General features: G+C 71.7%; 16 protein-coding genes. 11 read left to right on the forward strand and 5 right to left on the reverse strand.

The annotated features are described in order from the left end of the window. The first annotated feature begins 11 nt into the window (after nt 1–11). Genes corA through AC1D29_RS03930 form a run of 4 tightly spaced genes read left to right on the forward strand, consistent with a single transcriptional unit; the run spans nt 12 to nt 4,573 of the window. The gene (gene corA, locus AC1D29_RS03915; protein ID WP_477894588.1) at nt 12–980 is read left to right on the forward strand and encodes a magnesium/cobalt transporter CorA; all 969 of its coding nucleotides are present in this window, start codon (nt 12–14) and stop codon (nt 978–980) included. Next, nucleotides 977–3,658, forward strand: a complete 2,682-nt coding sequence (locus tag AC1D29_RS03920) for a DUF4118 domain-containing protein (protein ID WP_477894589.1) — start codon at nt 977–979, stop codon at nt 3,656–3,658. Before corA ends, AC1D29_RS03920 begins: the two co-directional genes overlap by 4 nt. A 34-nt stretch (nt 3,659–3,692) precedes the next feature. Continuing rightward, complete coding sequence (locus AC1D29_RS03925) at nt 3,693–4,358, forward strand: response regulator (protein ID WP_477895157.1); 666 nt, start codon at nt 3,693–3,695, stop codon at nt 4,356–4,358. Further along, nucleotides 4,355–4,573, forward strand: a complete 219-nt coding sequence (locus tag AC1D29_RS03930) for a DUF3820 family protein (protein WP_477894590.1) — start codon at nt 4,355–4,357, stop codon at nt 4,571–4,573. Before AC1D29_RS03925 ends, AC1D29_RS03930 begins: the two co-directional genes overlap by 4 nt. A 7-nt stretch (nt 4,574–4,580) precedes the next feature. Here AC1D29_RS03930 and AC1D29_RS03935 read toward each other — a convergent pair whose 3' ends face one another. After that, the gene (locus tag AC1D29_RS03935) at nt 4,581–5,321 is read right to left on the reverse strand and encodes a transporter substrate-binding domain-containing protein (protein WP_477895159.1); all 741 of its coding nucleotides are present in this window, start codon (nt 5,319–5,321) and stop codon (nt 4,581–4,583) included. Between the two features lie 240 nt (nt 5,322–5,561). Between AC1D29_RS03935 and AC1D29_RS03940 the strand changes: the two genes are divergently transcribed. From AC1D29_RS03940 to AC1D29_RS03960, 5 genes are all read left to right on the forward strand, one after another. Continuing rightward, the gene (locus AC1D29_RS03940) at nt 5,562–6,428 is read left to right on the forward strand and encodes an ABC transporter ATP-binding protein (RefSeq protein ID WP_477894591.1); all 867 of its coding nucleotides are present in this window, start codon (nt 5,562–5,564) and stop codon (nt 6,426–6,428) included. Beyond that, nucleotides 6,425–8,002, forward strand: a complete 1,578-nt coding sequence (locus AC1D29_RS03945) for a hypothetical protein (RefSeq protein WP_477894592.1) — start codon at nt 6,425–6,427, stop codon at nt 8,000–8,002. Before AC1D29_RS03940 ends, AC1D29_RS03945 begins: the two co-directional genes overlap by 4 nt. 55 nt (nt 8,003–8,057) lie before the next feature. Next, entirely contained in the window at nt 8,058–8,600 is a 543-nt protein-coding gene (locus AC1D29_RS03950) for a hypothetical protein (RefSeq protein ID WP_477894593.1), read from the forward strand. A 67-nt stretch (nt 8,601–8,667) separates the two neighbouring features. Beyond that, nucleotides 8,668–9,606 (forward strand): RNA polymerase sigma factor SigJ, encoded by a 939-nt coding sequence (gene sigJ, locus AC1D29_RS03955; protein ID WP_477894594.1) that lies wholly within the window; start codon nt 8,668–8,670, stop codon nt 9,604–9,606. 81 nt (nt 9,607–9,687) lie between these two features. Then, nucleotides 9,688–10,167 (forward strand): carboxymuconolactone decarboxylase family protein, encoded by a 480-nt coding sequence (locus tag AC1D29_RS03960; protein WP_477894595.1) that lies wholly within the window; start codon nt 9,688–9,690, stop codon nt 10,165–10,167. A 46-nt stretch (nt 10,168–10,213) separates the two neighbouring features. Here AC1D29_RS03960 and AC1D29_RS03965 read toward each other — a convergent pair whose 3' ends face one another. Beyond that, nucleotides 10,214–11,098, reverse strand: a complete 885-nt coding sequence (locus tag AC1D29_RS03965; protein ID WP_477894596.1) for a LysR family transcriptional regulator — start codon at nt 11,096–11,098, stop codon at nt 10,214–10,216. Between the two features lie 76 nt (nt 11,099–11,174). On the opposite strand from AC1D29_RS03965, the gene AC1D29_RS03970 reads away from it, so the two are divergent. Together AC1D29_RS03970 and AC1D29_RS03975 are read left to right on the forward strand one after the other, a co-directional pair. Next, a complete protein-coding gene (locus AC1D29_RS03970; protein WP_477894597.1) occupies nt 11,175–12,425 on the forward strand; it encodes an SGNH/GDSL hydrolase family protein in 1,251 nt (416 codons plus the stop codon). Between the two features lie 14 nt (nt 12,426–12,439). Then, the gene (locus tag AC1D29_RS03975; protein ID WP_477895161.1) at nt 12,440–13,627 is read left to right on the forward strand and encodes an MFS transporter; all 1,188 of its coding nucleotides are present in this window, start codon (nt 12,440–12,442) and stop codon (nt 13,625–13,627) included. A 48-nt stretch (nt 13,628–13,675) separates the two neighbouring features. Here AC1D29_RS03975 and AC1D29_RS03980 read toward each other — a convergent pair whose 3' ends face one another. Genes AC1D29_RS03980 through AC1D29_RS03990 form a run of 3 tightly spaced genes read right to left on the reverse strand, consistent with a single transcriptional unit; the run spans nt 13,676 to nt 15,976 of the window. Next, nucleotides 13,676–14,557: a DMT family transporter gene (locus tag AC1D29_RS03980; protein WP_477894598.1), complete on the reverse strand. Its 882-nt coding sequence runs from the start codon at nt 14,555–14,557 to the stop codon at nt 13,676–13,678. Continuing rightward, nucleotides 14,550–15,377, reverse strand: a complete 828-nt coding sequence (locus AC1D29_RS03985) for a DUF2182 domain-containing protein (protein ID WP_477894599.1) — start codon at nt 15,375–15,377, stop codon at nt 14,550–14,552. Before AC1D29_RS03985 ends, AC1D29_RS03980 begins: the two co-directional genes overlap by 8 nt. After that, entirely contained in the window at nt 15,374–15,976 is a 603-nt protein-coding gene (locus tag AC1D29_RS03990; protein ID WP_477894600.1) for a DUF1326 domain-containing protein, read from the reverse strand. The genes AC1D29_RS03985 and AC1D29_RS03990 overlap by 4 nt, the downstream gene beginning before the upstream one ends. Nucleotides 15,977–16,069 lie beyond the last annotated feature (93 nt).

Consider the following 16,069-nt stretch of genomic DNA (forward strand, 5'->3'; position numbering starts at 1 on the left):
GGCCAATCGCCATGCTGATCAACAGCGCCGTGTACGAGGATGGCCGGATCGTGGCCGAGCCCGGCTTGCAAGGCGTCTCCGAGGCGCTGGAGCGCACGACCGGCTTCATCTGGATCGCGCTGCGCGACCCCAGCGACGAGGAGCTGAACCTGCTGCAAAGCGAGCTGGCCCTGCCGCCCTTGGCCGTGGAGGACGCCCGCAAAGGCCACCAGCGGCCCAAGCTGGAGGAATACGGCGACATGTTGTTCGCCGCGATGCACCTGCTGGAGGCCGGCTCTGAAGACATGGAGGTCGGCGAGGTGCACGTCTTCGTCGGCGCGCGCTTCATCGTCTCAGTGCGTCATCGCAGCTCGCAGGGCTTCCTGGGCGTGCGCGGCCGCGCCGAGCGCGAGCCGCATCTGCTGCAGCAAGGCCCCGGCTTTGTGTTCTACGCGCTGATGGACGCGGTCGTGGACCGCTACTTCCCGCTCATCGACGCCATCGAGGCCGAGCTGGAACAGCTGGAGGCGACGATGTTCCAGCCCCGGCTGGACCGTCAGGCCGTCGTGCAGCGCCTGTTCGCGTTGAAGCAGCGCCTGGCCACGCTGCGCCATGCCGTCACGCCGCTGCTGGAAGTGACGGCCAAGCTGCACGGTGGCCGCGTGCCCGTCGTCTGCAAGGCCATGCAGGACTATTTCCGCGATGTCTACGACCACCTGCTGCGCATCCAAGCCAGCATCGATGCGGCGCGCGAAACCATCATCGCGGCCACGCAGGTGAACCTGACGCTGGTCACGCTGGATGAATCCCTGGTCACCAAGCGCCTGGCCGCCTGGGCCGCCATCTTTGCGGCGTCCACGGCGCTGGCCGGCATCTGGGGCATGAACTTCGAGAAGATGCCCGAGCTGAAATGGGCTTACGGCTACCCCATGGCGCTGTGCACCATCGTGCTCGTCAGCGGTGCCCTGTACTGGCGCTTCAAGCGCCTCGGTTGGCTGTGAGCGAGGAACGCCCAGACCCTGACGCGCTGCTCGCCCGGTTGCAGCGCGACGAGGCCGCTGGGCGGCGTGGTCGGCTGAAGATCTTCTTCGGCGCCAATGCCGGCGTTGGCAAGACCTTTGCGATGCTGGCGGCCGCACACGCGGCGCAGCGTCAGGGCAGGGGTGTGCGCATCGGCGTCGTCGAGACCCATGGCCGCGCCGACACCGAGGCCATTGCGCGCGACCTGCCGCGCGTGCCGCTGAAGGACATCGTCCACCGCGGCCAGACGCTGCGCGAGTTCGACCTCGATGCCGCGCTGGCCTGGGGCACGGCCGAACCTGGCGGCGTGCTGCTGCTGGACGAACTGGCCCACAGCAACGCGCCCGGCTCGCGCCACGCCAAGCGTTGGCAGGACGCGCAGGAGCTGCGCGAGGCCGGCGTGGAGGTCTGGACCACGCTGAACGTGCAGCACCTGGAAAGTCTGAACGACATCGTCGGCGGCATCACCGGCATCCGCGTGTGGGAGACGCTGCCCGACAAGGTCTTCGACGAGGCCGACGAGGTCGTCGTCGTGGACCTGCCGCCCGACGAGCTGCTGCAGCGATTGAAGGAGGGCAAGGTCTACCTGCCGCAGCAGGCCGAGCGCGCCGCCAAGAACTTCTTCCGCAAGGGCAACCTGCTCGCGCTGCGCGAGCTGGCGCTGCGCCGCACGGCCGACCGCGTGGACGACCAGATGCAGGCCTACCGGCGCGAACACAGCGCGGGCGCCGTCTGGCCCAACCGCGAGTCGCTGCTGGCCTGCGTGGGGCCCGGCGCGGCCAGCGACAAGGTCGTGCGCAGCGCGGCGCGGCTGGCGCAGCAACTTGGGCTGGACTGGCATGCGGTGCATGTCGAGACGACGCGGGCCTTGACCGAGCCGGCCCGCCAGCGCGCGCAGCGCACGCTGGAGCTGGCCCAAAGCCTGGGCGCGCGCACGGCGGTGCTGTCGGCCCCCGAARTCGGCGCCGCGCTGGTGGGCTATGCGCGCGAGCACAACCTGTCCCGCCTCGTCGTCGGCCGCCGCGAACGCGCCTGGCGCTGGCCGGGCCGGCCGTCGCTGGCCGAGGCGCTGAACCGCCTCGCCGAGGACATGGACGTGCTGCAGGTCGCGCTGCCCACGGCGACACGCGAGCGCGACCCACCGCCCCAGCAGGCGCGTGGCCTGCTCGCACCGCTGGCCCTGCGCGGCTATGTGGCCGCGCTGGTTGGGGTCACGCTGACGACGATGGTCGCCAACGGGCTGCTGCGCTTCATCGCCCCGACCAACATCGCGATGCTCTACCTGCTCAACGTCGTGGGCGTTGCGCTGTGGTTCGGCCGCGCGCCGGCGGCGCTGGCCGCGCTGCTGGGCGTGGCGGCCTTCGACTTCGTCTTCGTGGAGCCGCGCTGGTCATTCGCGGTGGGGGACGCGCAATACCTCGTCACCTTTGGTGTGCTGCTGCTGGTGGGCCTGGTCATCGGCCAGCTCGCGGCCGGGCTGCAGGCGCAAGCCCGTGCGGCCCAGGAACGCGAGCGGCGCGTTCGAGGCCTGTATGCGATGTCTCGCGACCTTGGCGCGGCCCTGGTGCCCGAACAAGTGGCCGAGATCGCGACGCGCTTCCTGCGCGCGGAGTTCGGTGTGGCATCCGCGGTGCTGACACCGCCGTTGTCGGCTTCGGCCGGCCGCGAGGTGCTGGCCGTGCTGCCGGGCGCCAGCGTGCAGCCCGACCTTGGCGTCGCGCAATGGGCCTTCGACCACGCCCAGGCTGCGGGGCAGGGCACTGACACCTTGCCCGCCAGCCCTTGCCTGATGCTGCCGCTGACCGCGCCGATGCGGCTGCGCGGCGTGCTGGCGGTGGAGGGCCGGATCGGCGAGCAGAAGCGCCGCTGGTCGCCCGAGGCGCGCGAGCTCCTGGACACCTGCGCCGCGTTGCTGGCGATCTCGCTGGAGCGCATCCACTACATCGAGGTCGCGCAGCAGAGCACGCTGCAGATCGAGAGCGAGCGGCTGCGCAACTCGCTGCTGACGGCCATCTCCCACGACCTGCGCACACCGCTGGCCGCCCTGGTGGGCCTGGCCGATGCGCTCAAGCTCGCACCGCCAAGCCTGAGCCCGCCGCAGGCCGAGGTGGCCGACGCGATGCGTCGCTCCGCGCTGCGCATGAGCGCGCTGGTCAGCAACCTGCTGGACATGGCACGTCTGCAGTCCGGCGCCGTGCAGCTCAACCGCCACTGGTTGCCGCTGCAGGAGGTGGTGGGCAGTACGCTGGCCGGCCTCGACGAAGTGCTGGCCGGTCGGCACGTCGTCGTGGAGCTGCCGCCCGAACTGCCGCTCGTCGAGCTGGATGCGGTGCTCATCGAGCGGGTGCTCGTGAACCTGCTGGAGAACGCTGCCAAGTATGCGGACGGCCCCATCCGCATCGGTGCGCGCACGGCGGGGCGGCATGTCGAGATCGACGTGACCGACAGCGGCCCCGGCTTCCCGGCGGGGCGCGAGGCGCAGCTGTTCGACAAGTTCGAGCGCGGCGACCGCGAGAGCGCCACACCCGGCGTGGGCCTGGGCCTGGCCATCTGCAAGGCCATCGTCGAGGCGCATGGCGGGCGCATCAGCGCCCACAATGTCGCGACGGGCGGTGCCTGCGTGCGAGTGGAACTCCCGCTCGGCCAACCGCCGGCTTGAGGGAGCAGAGAGAGTGGGCGCCGCACGCGTGTTGATGATCGAGGACGAGCCGGAGATCCGCCGCTTCGTGCGCATGGCGCTGGAGAGCGAGGGCCTGGAGGTCTTCGAGGCCGCCACCTTGCAGCGCGGCCTCATCGATTCGGCCACGCGCCGGCCCGAGCTGGTCGTGCTGGACCTGGGCCTGCCGGATGGCGACGGCCTGGACTTCATCCGCGAGTTCCGCGGCTGGTCGCAGGCGCCCATCGTCGTGCTGTCGGCCCGCGAGGGCGAGGAGCGCAAGGTGCAGGCGCTGGACGCCGGCGCCGACGACTACCTCGTCAAGCCCTTCGGCGTGTCCGAGCTGCTGGCGCGCGTGCGCGTGCAGCTGCGTCGCCATGGCGGCGCCAGCGCCGTCGCCGACCCCGTCTTTCGCTTCGGCGACGTGGCCATGGACCGGTCGCTGCGCACCGTCACCCGCGCTGGCGAGGAGCTGCACCTCACGCCCATCGAATACCGGCTGCTGCAGGAGCTGGCCAGCGCCCCCGGGCGCGTGCTGACGCACCAGCACCTGCTCAAGACCGTCTGGGGCCCCGGCCATGCCGAGGACGTGCACTACGTGCGCGTGCACATGGCCAACCTGCGCAAGAAGATCGAGGCCGATCCCAACCGGCCGCAGTGGCTGGTGACGGAGGCTGGCGTCGGCTACCGCCTCAAGACATGAACCCCGAAGACCTGCTCAAGCTGATCACCACCGAGATGCCTTTCGGCAAGCACAAGGGCACGCCGATCGCCGACCTGCCGGGCAACTACCTGAACTGGTTTGCGCGCGAGGGCTTTCCCAAGGGGGAGGTGGGCCGGCTGCTGGCGTTGATGCAGGAGATCGACCACAACGGCCTGGGCGAGCTGCTGCAGCCGTTGCGCGGCCACCGCCGCTGACGCGCGGTCAGCGCGCCGTCGCGGCCGGTGCGACGGTGGCGCCGCCGATGCCGTGCCGCTGCAGCGCGGCAGCCACCCAGCCCGAGGCCTTGGCCGCTTCCACGAAGTCGGCGAGGAAGCGGGCGCCCGCTGGCTTGCCCTTGGCCATGCCCATGGCCTGCTGGATGACCATGAAGCGACCCGGCAGCAGCCGCAGGCCGGGGATGCGCTTCGCGTCCGCCTCCAGCTGCTGCTTCACGCCCGCGGCCACGTCGAGCTGCTCGGCGACGAAGAAGTCGACCACCGCGGGCGACGTGGGCGCGCGGGCGATGCTGGCAGCGCGCAGCTCGCGCGTCAGGTAGAGGTCGTAGGCGCTGCGCGCGCCGACCGCCACACGCACGCCGGGCCGGTCCACCTCGTCGTTGGACTGCAAGGCCGAATCATTGCGCACCAGGTAGGCGCCCTCGATCTGCACATAGGCTGCTGAATACGCCGTCGTCGCGGCGCGCGCGGGGTCGATGGCGAAGAAGCCCACGTCCACGCGGCCGGTGGCCAGCGCGTCGACGGAGTCGCCCGCGGACGTCACGACCAGCAGGTCGGCCGCCACGCCCAGGCGCCGCGCCAGTTCGCGCGCCAGGTCCACCGACACGCCCACGGGCTGGCCGTCGGCGTCGCGGTTGGCCAGGATGGGGTTGCCCAGGTTGATGACGGCGCGCAGCCGCCCCGTGGGCGCGAGGTCGGCAATGGCTTGGGCGGGAGGCGGTGTCATGGCGGCACAGGACAGCAGAGTGGCGATGCAGGCAATGAGCATCGCATGGCGGAGGGCGAGGCGGATCGGCTGGCGCATGGCGGTGGCTCCTGCAAAGGTGGCGTGCATCTTCGCCCCACGGCGCCGGCCCAGGCCGCCCTTTTGCCGGCCTGGGCCGCAGGCGCTGCGGTCCGTCGCAACCGCGTTTGAAGCCGCGCCTGCGGTCCCTAGGCTGCGTCCATTCGCATCAGAGGAGTGGCCATGCTGCAGATTCAAGACGTCGTGAAGACCTTCGGAAAAGTCAACGCCGTGGACGGCGTGTCGCTGGACCTGGCGCCCGGCGTCGTCGGCCTGATCGGCCACAACGGCGCGGGCAAGAGCACGCTGATGCAGATGCTCGCCACGCTGACGAAACCGACGCGCGGCCGCATCCTGCTGGACGGCCAGGACATCGTCGCCAAGCCCGAGCTGATGCGCAGCCGCCTGGGCTATCTGCCGCAGGACTTCGGCGTCTACCCGCACCTGACGGCGCTGGAGTTCCTGCAGTACTTTGCCGCGCTGAAAGGGGTGCGCGATGCGCGCCGCCTTCGCGAGCTGCTGGAACTCGTCAACCTGCACGAGCAGGCCCACCGCCCGGCGGCCGGCTTCTCGGGCGGCATGCGCCAGCGCCTGGGCATTGCGCAGGCGCTGCTGAACGACCCCGACGTGCTCATCGTCGACGAGCCCACGGCCGGCCTGGACCCCGAGGAGCGGCTGCGCTTTCGCCACCTGCTGGGCGACCTGGGCCGCAAGCGTTTGGTCATCGTGTCCACGCACATCGTCTCGGACGTCGAGAACATGGCCTCGCAGCTGGCCATCCTGCGCCAGGGCCGCCTGGTGGCCTTCGAGACGCCGGACGCCGTGCTGGCGCGCGCGGCGGGCAAGGTCTGGACAGCCTTGCTGGCACCTGCCGCCTACGAGGCCTTGCGCGGCCAGGTGCAGGTGCTGCAGGCCCAGCCGCAGGGTGCGCGCGTGCAGGTGCGCATGGCCCACCCATCGCTGCCATGCCCCGGCGCCGAGCCGGCGAATGCCAGCCTCGAGGAAGCCTTGATGGCGCAACGCTATGCCGACGCACGGGAGGCCGCATGAACATGACGCTCTACCAGGCCCTGGCGCTGAACGAATGGCGGCTGCGCAGCCGGCGTCTCAGCAGCCTCGTGGTGCTGCTGGCCGTCGTGGCCGTCAGCTGGTTGATGGTGCTGGACCCGAAAAGCGGCGCCGCCATGATGGTGGTGCACCAGCAGCGCGTCGCCTATGAAAGCCAGGCCCTCGCGTTCGCGACCGGCTTGATCGCGTCGCTGCTGTTCGGCTTGGCGGGCTTCTACCTGGCGCGCGGGCGCAGCCAGGAAGACCTGCGCTGCGGCACCGCCGCGGTGCTGGCCGCCACGCCGGTGGGCAACGCGCAGCTGCTGGGCGCGCGCTGGCTGGGCGCGTTCGGCTTCCTGATGTCGCTGGGCACGGTGCTGATGCTGACGATCTGGGTGCTGCAGCTGGTGCGCGGCGAAGGGCCGCTGCAGCCGCTGCCCTACCTGCAGATGCTCGTGCTGGGCCTGGCGCCGGGGCTGATGCTGTGCGCCAGCCTGGCCGTGCTGGCCGATGCCTGGGCGCCGCTGATGGGCAAACGCGGCGACCTGCTGTACTGGCTGTTCTGGATCGCGCAGTTCGCTTTCATGCCGGCCATGCTGGGGCAGGGCGTCGCCCGCCTGAGCGGCTGGCAGGTGTTCGACATCAACGGCGCGTCGCCCCTGCTGGTGGCGTTGAGCCAGCTGCTGGACGTCACGCACATCAGCGTCGGCGGCGGGCCGTTCGACGCGACGCTGCCGGTGCTGCACATGCCCGAGGGGCTGTGGAGCAAGGAGCTGGTGGCGCTGCGCGTGGGGTCCATGCTGCTGGCGCTGCTGCCGCTGGTGCCCGCGGTGCTGCGCTTTCATCGCTACGCGCCAGACTTGGTGAAGCTGCGCAACGCGGCGGGCCGCTGGCGCGTCGTGGCGCTGCTGCAGTGGCTGCTGCAGCCGCTGGTGCGGCCGCTGACGGCCGCGTTGCAGCTGCTGCTGCGCGCCAGCGCCCGGCTGCCGGGCCTGCCCGGCCGCTGGCTGGCGGACGTGAGCCTGGTGCTGCTGAGCCAGCCGCTGCCGGCGCTGGTGATGCTGGGTTGCGCGGTGGCGGCCACCGCCGCGCCGGTGGAGCACCTGCCGACGCTGCTGGCCGTGCTGCTGGGTACCTGGGGCGTGGCCGTGGCCGACGTCAGTTCGCGCGACCTGCAGAGCGGCACGCTGGCGCTGGCCAGCGCCGCGCCGGGTGGCGCCTGGGAGCGCGGCTGGCGCCTGGGCCTGGCGGCCTTCGGCCTTGGGTTGCTGCTGAGCCTGCCGACCCTGCTGCGCTGGGGCGTGGACGACCCAACGCGGGCGCTGGCCTGCGTGGCCGGCCTGCTGTTCCTGAGCGCGGCCGCCACGGCCCTGGGCCGGCTGACGCAGGGCCCGCGCAGCTTCCTGGCCTTGTTCCTGTTCGCGCTCTACCTCGGCCTGCAGCGGACCGGCGTGGCCGGGCTGGACCTGCTGGGCCTGGGTGGCGACGCGCATGCCGGCAGCGCGCTGGGCTATGTGCTGGCGGGTGGGCTGGTGTTCGCGGCGCTGCTGGCGCTGCCCCGGCTGCGTCGGACCTGAGCGAAAGGCCTCGGCCTACACCGGCACCGGGTGGCGAGCGCAAGATACGCAGGCCATGACCACGCGCGCGACCGCCTGCTTCCAGGCACTGGCCTTGAGCCTGTGCCGGGCCGCCCTCGTGCTGGGCGCTTGCTCGGCGGCGCTGGCCGAGGAGCTGCCCAAGACACCGGCCTGCCGCACGGCCCTGCAGGCGCTGGACCAGGCCGAGGAAGCCCTGGCCGCCAGCGGCGCGGCTTCGTCCGCCGTCGCGGCCGACCGTGACCGCCAGCGCTCGGTTGCCGCGCGCCTGCAGCCCTTGCGCGTGCGCGTGGCCAACGCCTGCCTCGGCGGGCTGACCACGTCGCCCCCGCCGTCGCAGCACACCTGGGTCGTGCCCACGCCCGCCCGGCCGACGGCCGTCGCCCCACGCGCACAAACGCCCGCCATGCCGCCGGTGACCGTTCCGCTGCCGCGTTTCGATCCGCCCATCACGGTCAGCAACTGCAATGCAGCCACCTGCCTGGGCAGCGACGGCTCCACGCTGACCCGCATCGGCCCCAACGTCGTCGGGCCGCGCGGCGTGTGCACCGTGCAAGGCATGTTCCTGCGCTGCCCCTGATTCGTGTCACAAACTGCGGGCCTGTTCCGTCTGGTGAGCATCACCAGCAACCCTGGAGCCCGCCCCGATGGCCGACGACACCGATCTCTCTCCCGCCGCCCGCGCCCGCAGCTTTGACCGCGACCATGCGCGCCGCCTGCGCGCGCTGGCCTATCGCATGCTCGGTTCGCGCGCCGAGGCCGAGGACATCGTCCAGGAGGCCTGGCTGCGCTGGGCCGAGGTGGACGAAGCCGGCGTGCAGCATGCCGGTGCCTTCCTGTCGCGGCTGGTGACCAACCTGTGCCTGGACAAGCTGCGCTCGGCCGCGGCGCAGCGCGAGCAGTACGTGGGCGTCTGGCTGCCCGAGCCGCTGCTGGAGGACGAGGAACTGTTCGGCTGGGCACCCGGCCCCGAGAAGCAGGCCGAGTTCGCGCAGGACGTGTCCATCGCCTTCATGCTGGCGCTGGAGCGCTTGTCGCCGCTGGAGCGGGCGGCCTTCCTGCTGCACGACGTGTTCGACCTGGACTACGACGAGATCGCCCGTCACCTGGACCGCAGCGAGGCCACCTGCCGCCAGCTCATCAGCCGCGCGCGCAAGAACGTCAAGGCCGACTACGCACGCCGCGAGGTGGCCAAGGAGGATGGCGAACGCCTGATCGCTGCCTTCATGGACGCCGTGCGCAGCCACGACGTGACGGGCCTGGCCAGGCTGCTGAGCGAAGACGCCGTGCTGATGGCCGACGGCGGCGGCAAGGTCAGCGCGGTGCCGCGCGCGCTGCACGGCGGCGCACTGATTGCGCGCACCTTCATCGGCTTTGCGCAGCTGCCCACCAGCCAGGGCTGGCGGCTGGTGCCGGCGCTGGTCAACGGGCTGCCGGGCTGCCTGGTCATCGACGACGCGGCCGGCGGCCGCATCGTCCAGACCATCGCGCTGGCGCCGGCCCAGGCGCAGGGCCAGGTCGGTGCGCTCTACATCCAGCGCAACCCGGACAAGTTGCAGGCGATTGCGCAAGGCCGTCGCGTCTGATGTCACAACGCGCGGGGCTGCCCCGTCTTGAGGATGAGGCCGGCAAATCCGCCGGCCCGACCAACCTCAAGGACATCCATCATGAGCACGCAGCAACCCCGCCTCGACTACTCGCGCCTCAGTGCCGACCTGTTCAAGAAGTACCTCGCCTTCAGCATGTCCTTCAAGATGGACGAGGGCCTGGCGCTGCTGGTTGACATCCGCGCGTCGCAGCTCAACGGCTGCGCGTTCTGCCTGGACATGCACGTCAAGCAGGCCAAGATGCACGGCGAGCGCGAGCTGCGCCTGCACCACGTGGCCATCTGGCGCGAGTCGCCGCTGTTCACACCCAAGGAGCGCGCGGCCCTGGCGTGGACCGAGGCGCTGACGCGCATCGCCCCCGAGGGCATCTCGGACGCGGCCTACGCCGAGGTGCGCGAGCAGTTCGCCGACGAGGAGCTGTCCGAACTGACCTGGCGCGTTGCCGCCATCAACGGCTGGAACCGCATGAACGTGGCCTTCCGCAACGTGCCCGGTTCGCAGGACAAGATGTTCGGGCTGGACAAGGCGGGGTTGAACTGAGTCGAGCCTCGACCCGCCCAGACGCGCCGCCAACCGGCGCTTGCCGCTACAGCGCCTGGATCTCCTGCGTGAGCAGGTCCAGCATGACTTGCACGCGCATCGGCGGCCGCCGGCGTGGCGGGTAGACGAGGTGCACGGTCTGCGCCGGCCCGGTCCATTGCGGCAGCAGCCGCACCAGCTGCCGGCGCGCGATCGGCTCCTTGACCATCCAGCAGGGCTGGAAGGCGATGCCGGCGCCGTCGCGCACGGCGTCCAGCAACGCCACCGCGTGGTTGACGCGGTAGCGGCTGGCCAGCGTCAGCGCCTGCGGTCCGTCGGGGCCGGTCAGTGTCACGTTGTCGTCGGCCCACAGCGGGTAGCGCAGGAAGCGGTGTTGCGCCAGGTCCTCCACGCTCTCCGGCAGGCCGTGACGCGCCACATAGGCCGGTGACGCGACGATGTAGCGCGGCCAGGTCGCCAGCGGCCGGGCCACCAGGTCGGCGGGCAGCTCGCCGCCGATGCGCACGGTCAGGTCAAAGCGCTCCTCCACGGGGTCCACGAAGCGGTCTTCCAGGATCAGGTCGATCTGCAGCTCGGGGTATTGCTGCAGCGCGCGCAGCATCAATGCGTTCAGCCGCAGTTCGCCCAGCGCCAGCGGCGCGGAGATGCGCACCAGCCCGCGCGGCTGGCGGGCGCGCTCGTCCAGGCTGGCGACGGCCTCCTCGTAGTCCTCCACCAGGCGCCGGGCGCTGTCCAGGAAGCGCAGGCCCTCGTCGGTCAGCACCGCGCGCGCCGGCCCGCGCTCCAGCAGCCGTACACCCAGCGAGGCCTCCAGCGCCGCGATCAGCTTGCTGACGGTGGGCTGCGTCATGGCCATGGACCGCCCCGCGGCCGACAGGCTGCCCAGGTCGGCGGTCCTCACGAAGACGGCCATCGCACGAAGTCGGTCCACGGTATTCCAGTATCGAATGGCGAGGCTTCCATTTTGCTGTCTTCCTATTGAATATGGAATGCAGGAGAGTGGCGCCATGAAACGCCAACTTGCCACCTCCCTCCTTGCCGCCCTGCTCACGGCGCACGCCGCAGCAGCCCCGCCACCCGACGCCCGGCCCGCCTGGCGGCCTGCGTGGCTGTCCAGCCCGCAGCCCGTCTGGGGTGACGACTGGGTGGCGCCGCTGGGCCTGCCCGCGAGCCTGCGCGACGTCACGCTGCGCCAGGTGCTGAAGACCGGCGCCAGCGGCGAGCGCCTGCGGCTGGTCATCAGCAACGAGTACGGCACGACGCCACTGACGCTGGGGCGGGTGGCGGTCCGTGCCGAAGGCGGCGAGGGCGCATCGGCCGTCCGCTTCCAGGGTGAGGACGGCGTCGTCGTCGTGCCCGGCGCGCGTGCCGTCAGCGATCCGGTCGCGCTGCGCACCGTGGCGGGCCAGCGGCTGGAAGTTGACCTGCATCTGCCGCAGCCGACGGCGCTGGCCGGCTTCCACTGGGACGCCCGTGAGCAGACGCTGATCCTGCCCGGCGACGCTGTCGGCCGCCGCGACACCGTGCCCGTGCAGACGTCCACCGCGCGCGGCTTCGTGTCGGAGCTGCTGGTCGAGTCGGCCGCCGACCGGGCCGTGGTCGTCGCCGTCGGCGACTCGATCACCGATGGCAATGGCTCGACCCCGGGCGCCGACCAGCGCTGGCCCGACCACCTGGCGCGGCGCTTCATGGCGCAGCGCGTGACGGTGCTCAATGCCGGCATCTCGGGCAACAGGCTGCTGAGCAATGGCTGGGGCGACAGCGCGCTGGCCCGCTTCGAGCGCGACGTGCTGCGCCACGCCGGTGTGCGCGCGGCGCTGGTGCTGCTGGGCACCAACGACATCGGCATGCCGGGCAGCCCGTTCGCGCCCCGCGAGGCGCCGGTCTCGCTGCAGGCCTTGACCCAGGGCTTCCGGCAACTTGTCGCGCTGGCGCATGCGCGCGGCGTGCGGGTCGTGGCGGCCACCGTGCCGCCGTTCGAGAACGCGCTGCAGGGCACGCCGCTGGAGGGCCACTACAGCCCGCAGAAGGAGGCGCTGCGCCAGGCGCTCAATGCCTGGCTGCGCAGCAGCGGTGTCTTCGACGCGGTGGTCGACTTCGACGCCGTGTTGCGCGACCCCGCGCGGCCCTCGCGCCTGCGCGCCGACCTCGATTCCGGCGACCACCTGCACCCCAACGATCTGGGCTACCGGCGCATGGCCGAGGCCGTGGACCTGGGCGCCACGCTGGGCGCCGCTGCACCGGAGCTGCGGCCATGAGCCCGCGCTGGACACTGCCCTTGCCGCTGTTGGCGCTGGCGCTGGCGGCCTTTGCCATCGGCACGACCGAGTTCGTCATCGTCGGCCTGCTGCCGGCCGTGGCCGCGGACACGGGCAGCAGCCTGCCTCAGGCCGGGCTGCTGGTGACCGGCTATGCGCTGGGCGTGGCGCTGGGCGCGCCGCCGCTGGCGGTGCTGACCGCGCGGCTGCCGCCCTACAGGGCGCTGTCGGGGCTGATGGTCTTGTTCATCCTCGGCAATGTGCTGTGCGCGCTGGCACCCGGCTATGGCTGGCTGATGGCCGGGCGCATCGTGGCCTCGTTGACGCACGGCGCCTTCTTCGGCCTGGGCGCCACCGTGGCCGTGGCCTTGGTGCCACCGCAACGCAGCTCCTCGGCCATCGCGCTGATGTTCAGCGGGCTGACGCTGGCCAATGTGCTGGGCGTGCCGGCGGGCGCCTGGCTGGGCCAGCAGGCGGGCTGGCGCTCTACGTTCTGGGCCGTCAGCGCGCTGGGGCTGGTGGCGCTGCTGGCCTTGCTGGTGCTGGTGCCCAGGTCCATGCAGTTGCGTGCGGCATCGGCCTCGGCCGGCAGCTGGGCCATCCTGCGCCGGCCGCGGCTGCTGGCGGCGCTGGGGCTGACGGCGCTGGGCTTTGGCGGCATCTTCACGACGCTGACCTTCCTGGCGCCGATGCTGCAGTCCGAGGCCCAGTTCAGCGCCGCGCAGGTCAACGGCGTGCTGGTGCTGTTCGGCCTGGGGTTGACGGTGGGCAACGTGCTGGGCGGCTGGGCCGCGGACCGCTGGCCGCAGCGCGCGATGGCCGCCATCCTCGTGGCGCTGATGCTGGTGGAGCTGGCGCTGCACGCGGTGCTCGCGGTGCCGGCGCTGGTGGTGGTCTGCATCGTGCTGTGGGGCATGGCCGCCTTCGCGACCGCACCGGGCCTGCAGAGCCGCGTGCTGGTCGAGTCGGCCGACGCGCCCTCGCTGGGCTCCACGCTCAACATCGCCGCCTTCAACCTGGGCAACGCGGGCGCCGCGTGGCTGGGGGCCGAGGCGCTGCGCGCGGGCATGGGCCTGGCCTGGCTGCCCGTGCTGTCCGCCGGCCTCGCTGCCGCCGCGCTCGCGCTGCTGGCGCTGGCGCAGTCGGCCTGCGCCGGCCGGCCGTTGTGGCGCCGGCCAGAACCCTGCCATGAGCGCAGGTGAACCCAGCCCGGCGGACCTGCTCGCGCAGACGCGCGCCCGGCTGGGCCACTAGCGCGGCGGGCGCGTGTTGCGCGACTTGCTGGCCAGCACCAGCGCAATGCCGCCAAGGATGGCCGCCGAGGCCGCCAGCAGGCGCGGCGTGAGCGCTTCCGACAACAGCGCCACGCCGCCCAATGCGGCAATCAGCGGCACCGACAGCTGCACGGTCGCCGCGCGCAGCGCGGGCAGCCCGCGCAGCGCCGCGTACCAGACGACGTAACCGATGCCCGACGTGACGGCCCCCGAGATGACGGCCAGTGCGACGCCGGCCGTGTCCGCATGCGCCTGGCGGGCGAGCAGCACGCTCACCAGCAGGGCGAGTGGCGTGGCGCGCAGGAAGTTGCCAGCCGTCGCGGCGAGCGGGTCGCTCACGCCACGACCACGCAGCGAGTACACGCCCCAGGCCATGCCCGCCAGCGCCATCATGGCCGCGCCGAGGAGGGGTGGCGCGGCGACACCGGGCGATACCAGATAGACCAGCCCCGCGACGGCCAGCGCGAGGCCGAACCAGGCCAGCGGCCTGAACGTCTCGCCGGCGCGCAGGCCCGCGCTGAACATCGTCACCTGCACCGCGCCAAACAGGATCAAGGCGCCGGTGCCCGCGGACAGGCTGAGATAGGCGAAGGAGAAGCAGGCGACGTAGGTGAACAGCATGGCGGCGGCGCGCCAATCGGAATGAACCGCGGCGGCTGGGCCCGGCCGGAATCGCACGATGGCCGCCAGCGTGAGAGCCCCGGCGACCAGCCTGATGCTGCCGAAGCTGGCCGGATCGATGAGCGCCTGCCGCAGCGCGAGCCGGCACAGCAGCGAATTTGCCGCGAAGGCCAGCATCGCCAGCGCGGTGAGGGCCACGGTTTGCGGCAGCGGCGGGCCGGCGCGCGGCTCAGACATGGGTGGTCACCAGGGCGGCCGCCCAGCCCAGCAGCGCGACGCCCAGCGGCGTGCTCAGCCGGTGGCCCCAGCGCACATTCTTCTCGACCGCCATCACGGCGGCCAGCAGCAGCATCCAGCCGAGGCTGCCGGTGCCCAGCGCGAACATCAGCAGCATCAGCGCCCAGCAGCAGCCGACGCAGAACAGCCCGTGGTGGGCGCCGAGGGCAAAGGCGTGGCGCGCCTCGGCCTGGCCGCGCCAATGTTCCATGACGAAGCTCAAAGGCGTGCGGCACTTTTCCAGGCAGCGGTGCTTGAGGCGGCTGAACTGGAAGACCCCGGCCAGCGCAATGATGGCCGTGGCGATCAGCCAGCCATGCCAGGCCAGCGTGGGCACGCTGTTGACCAGCGACAGCAGCCCGGCGTGAAGCACATGCGCGGCCAGCCCGAAGGCGCCCCACACCGCCATGTACCCCAGGCCCAGCAGCACGAGGAGCCGCCGGTGGTCCGCGCGCCGCGCCGTCAGGCGATCGAAGGCGTTGAACAGGGGCAGGGTGGTCGGCAGCATCATGGCCGTGGTCATCAGGATCCACGCGACGGCGTAGAGCAGCGCGGGCACGATGAAGTCGCCGCCGGGAATGGCTCGGCACACGAAGGCGGCCGGACCTGACGTGGTCCAGTCGCCGTGATCGAGGTAGCGCCCGTAGGGGCTGCGCGCCCAGGCCCACAGCGCCAGCCAGGCGAGCACCGCCAGGGCGCTCAGGACCGCGAGGAACACGCGGCGGTGGCGGGCGTCGCCGGCGGGCGGGCGCGCCGGTACGGCGCCGCCAGCGGCGCTCATGCGTCGAAGACGAAGGTGCTCTGCAGCGCGTTGTGGTTCTTGAGGTCCAGGTCGATGCCCAGCGCGGGATTCCTGGATCGATAGGTCGGCGCCTTGCCGACAAACACGGGCGCTCCCGGCACCGTCGAGAACACGGTGTCGGACAGGGTGGTCAGGCCGCCCATCGCGCCGCGATAGGGCTCGAGTTCCGCGTAGTAGTCGGTGCCGATCTCAAGAATGCCCTTGCCGTCGGACACGGTGAACTTGATCGGTGCCCGCTCCACGGAAACCACCTTGCCGATGAGCGCGGCGAGATCGGCGACCGGCCCGCCGGCCTGACCCGTGTAGACCTTGAGCAGCGCCGCTTCCTGCGCCGCGGAGGCCTGGTCGTCGACAAAGATCGCGGCGGTCCAGTTGCCTTGCAGGATGTTGCCGGGGACATGGGCCACGGCCGCAATGGTGTTGCCGCTGACGTCGACACCGTCGACCACGCCCTTGTCGATGCGCCACGCGACGATGGTGTCGCAGGTGCCGTTGTCGGGGTCCTCGCCTATCCAGCAGGGACACAGCACGTTGCAGTTGCAAACCTCGAGCAGACGACCTTCCAAGTGATAGCTCATATGACGCTCCGTCAAAGCCAAACACAATGAACTTGTCGCCGCGGCTCGGCCGGCAAGGCGAAAAATGATCCTACGCCGCGCACCAGGCCGAGT

Source organism: Roseateles sp. P1_C6 (genome assembly GCF_056406315.1).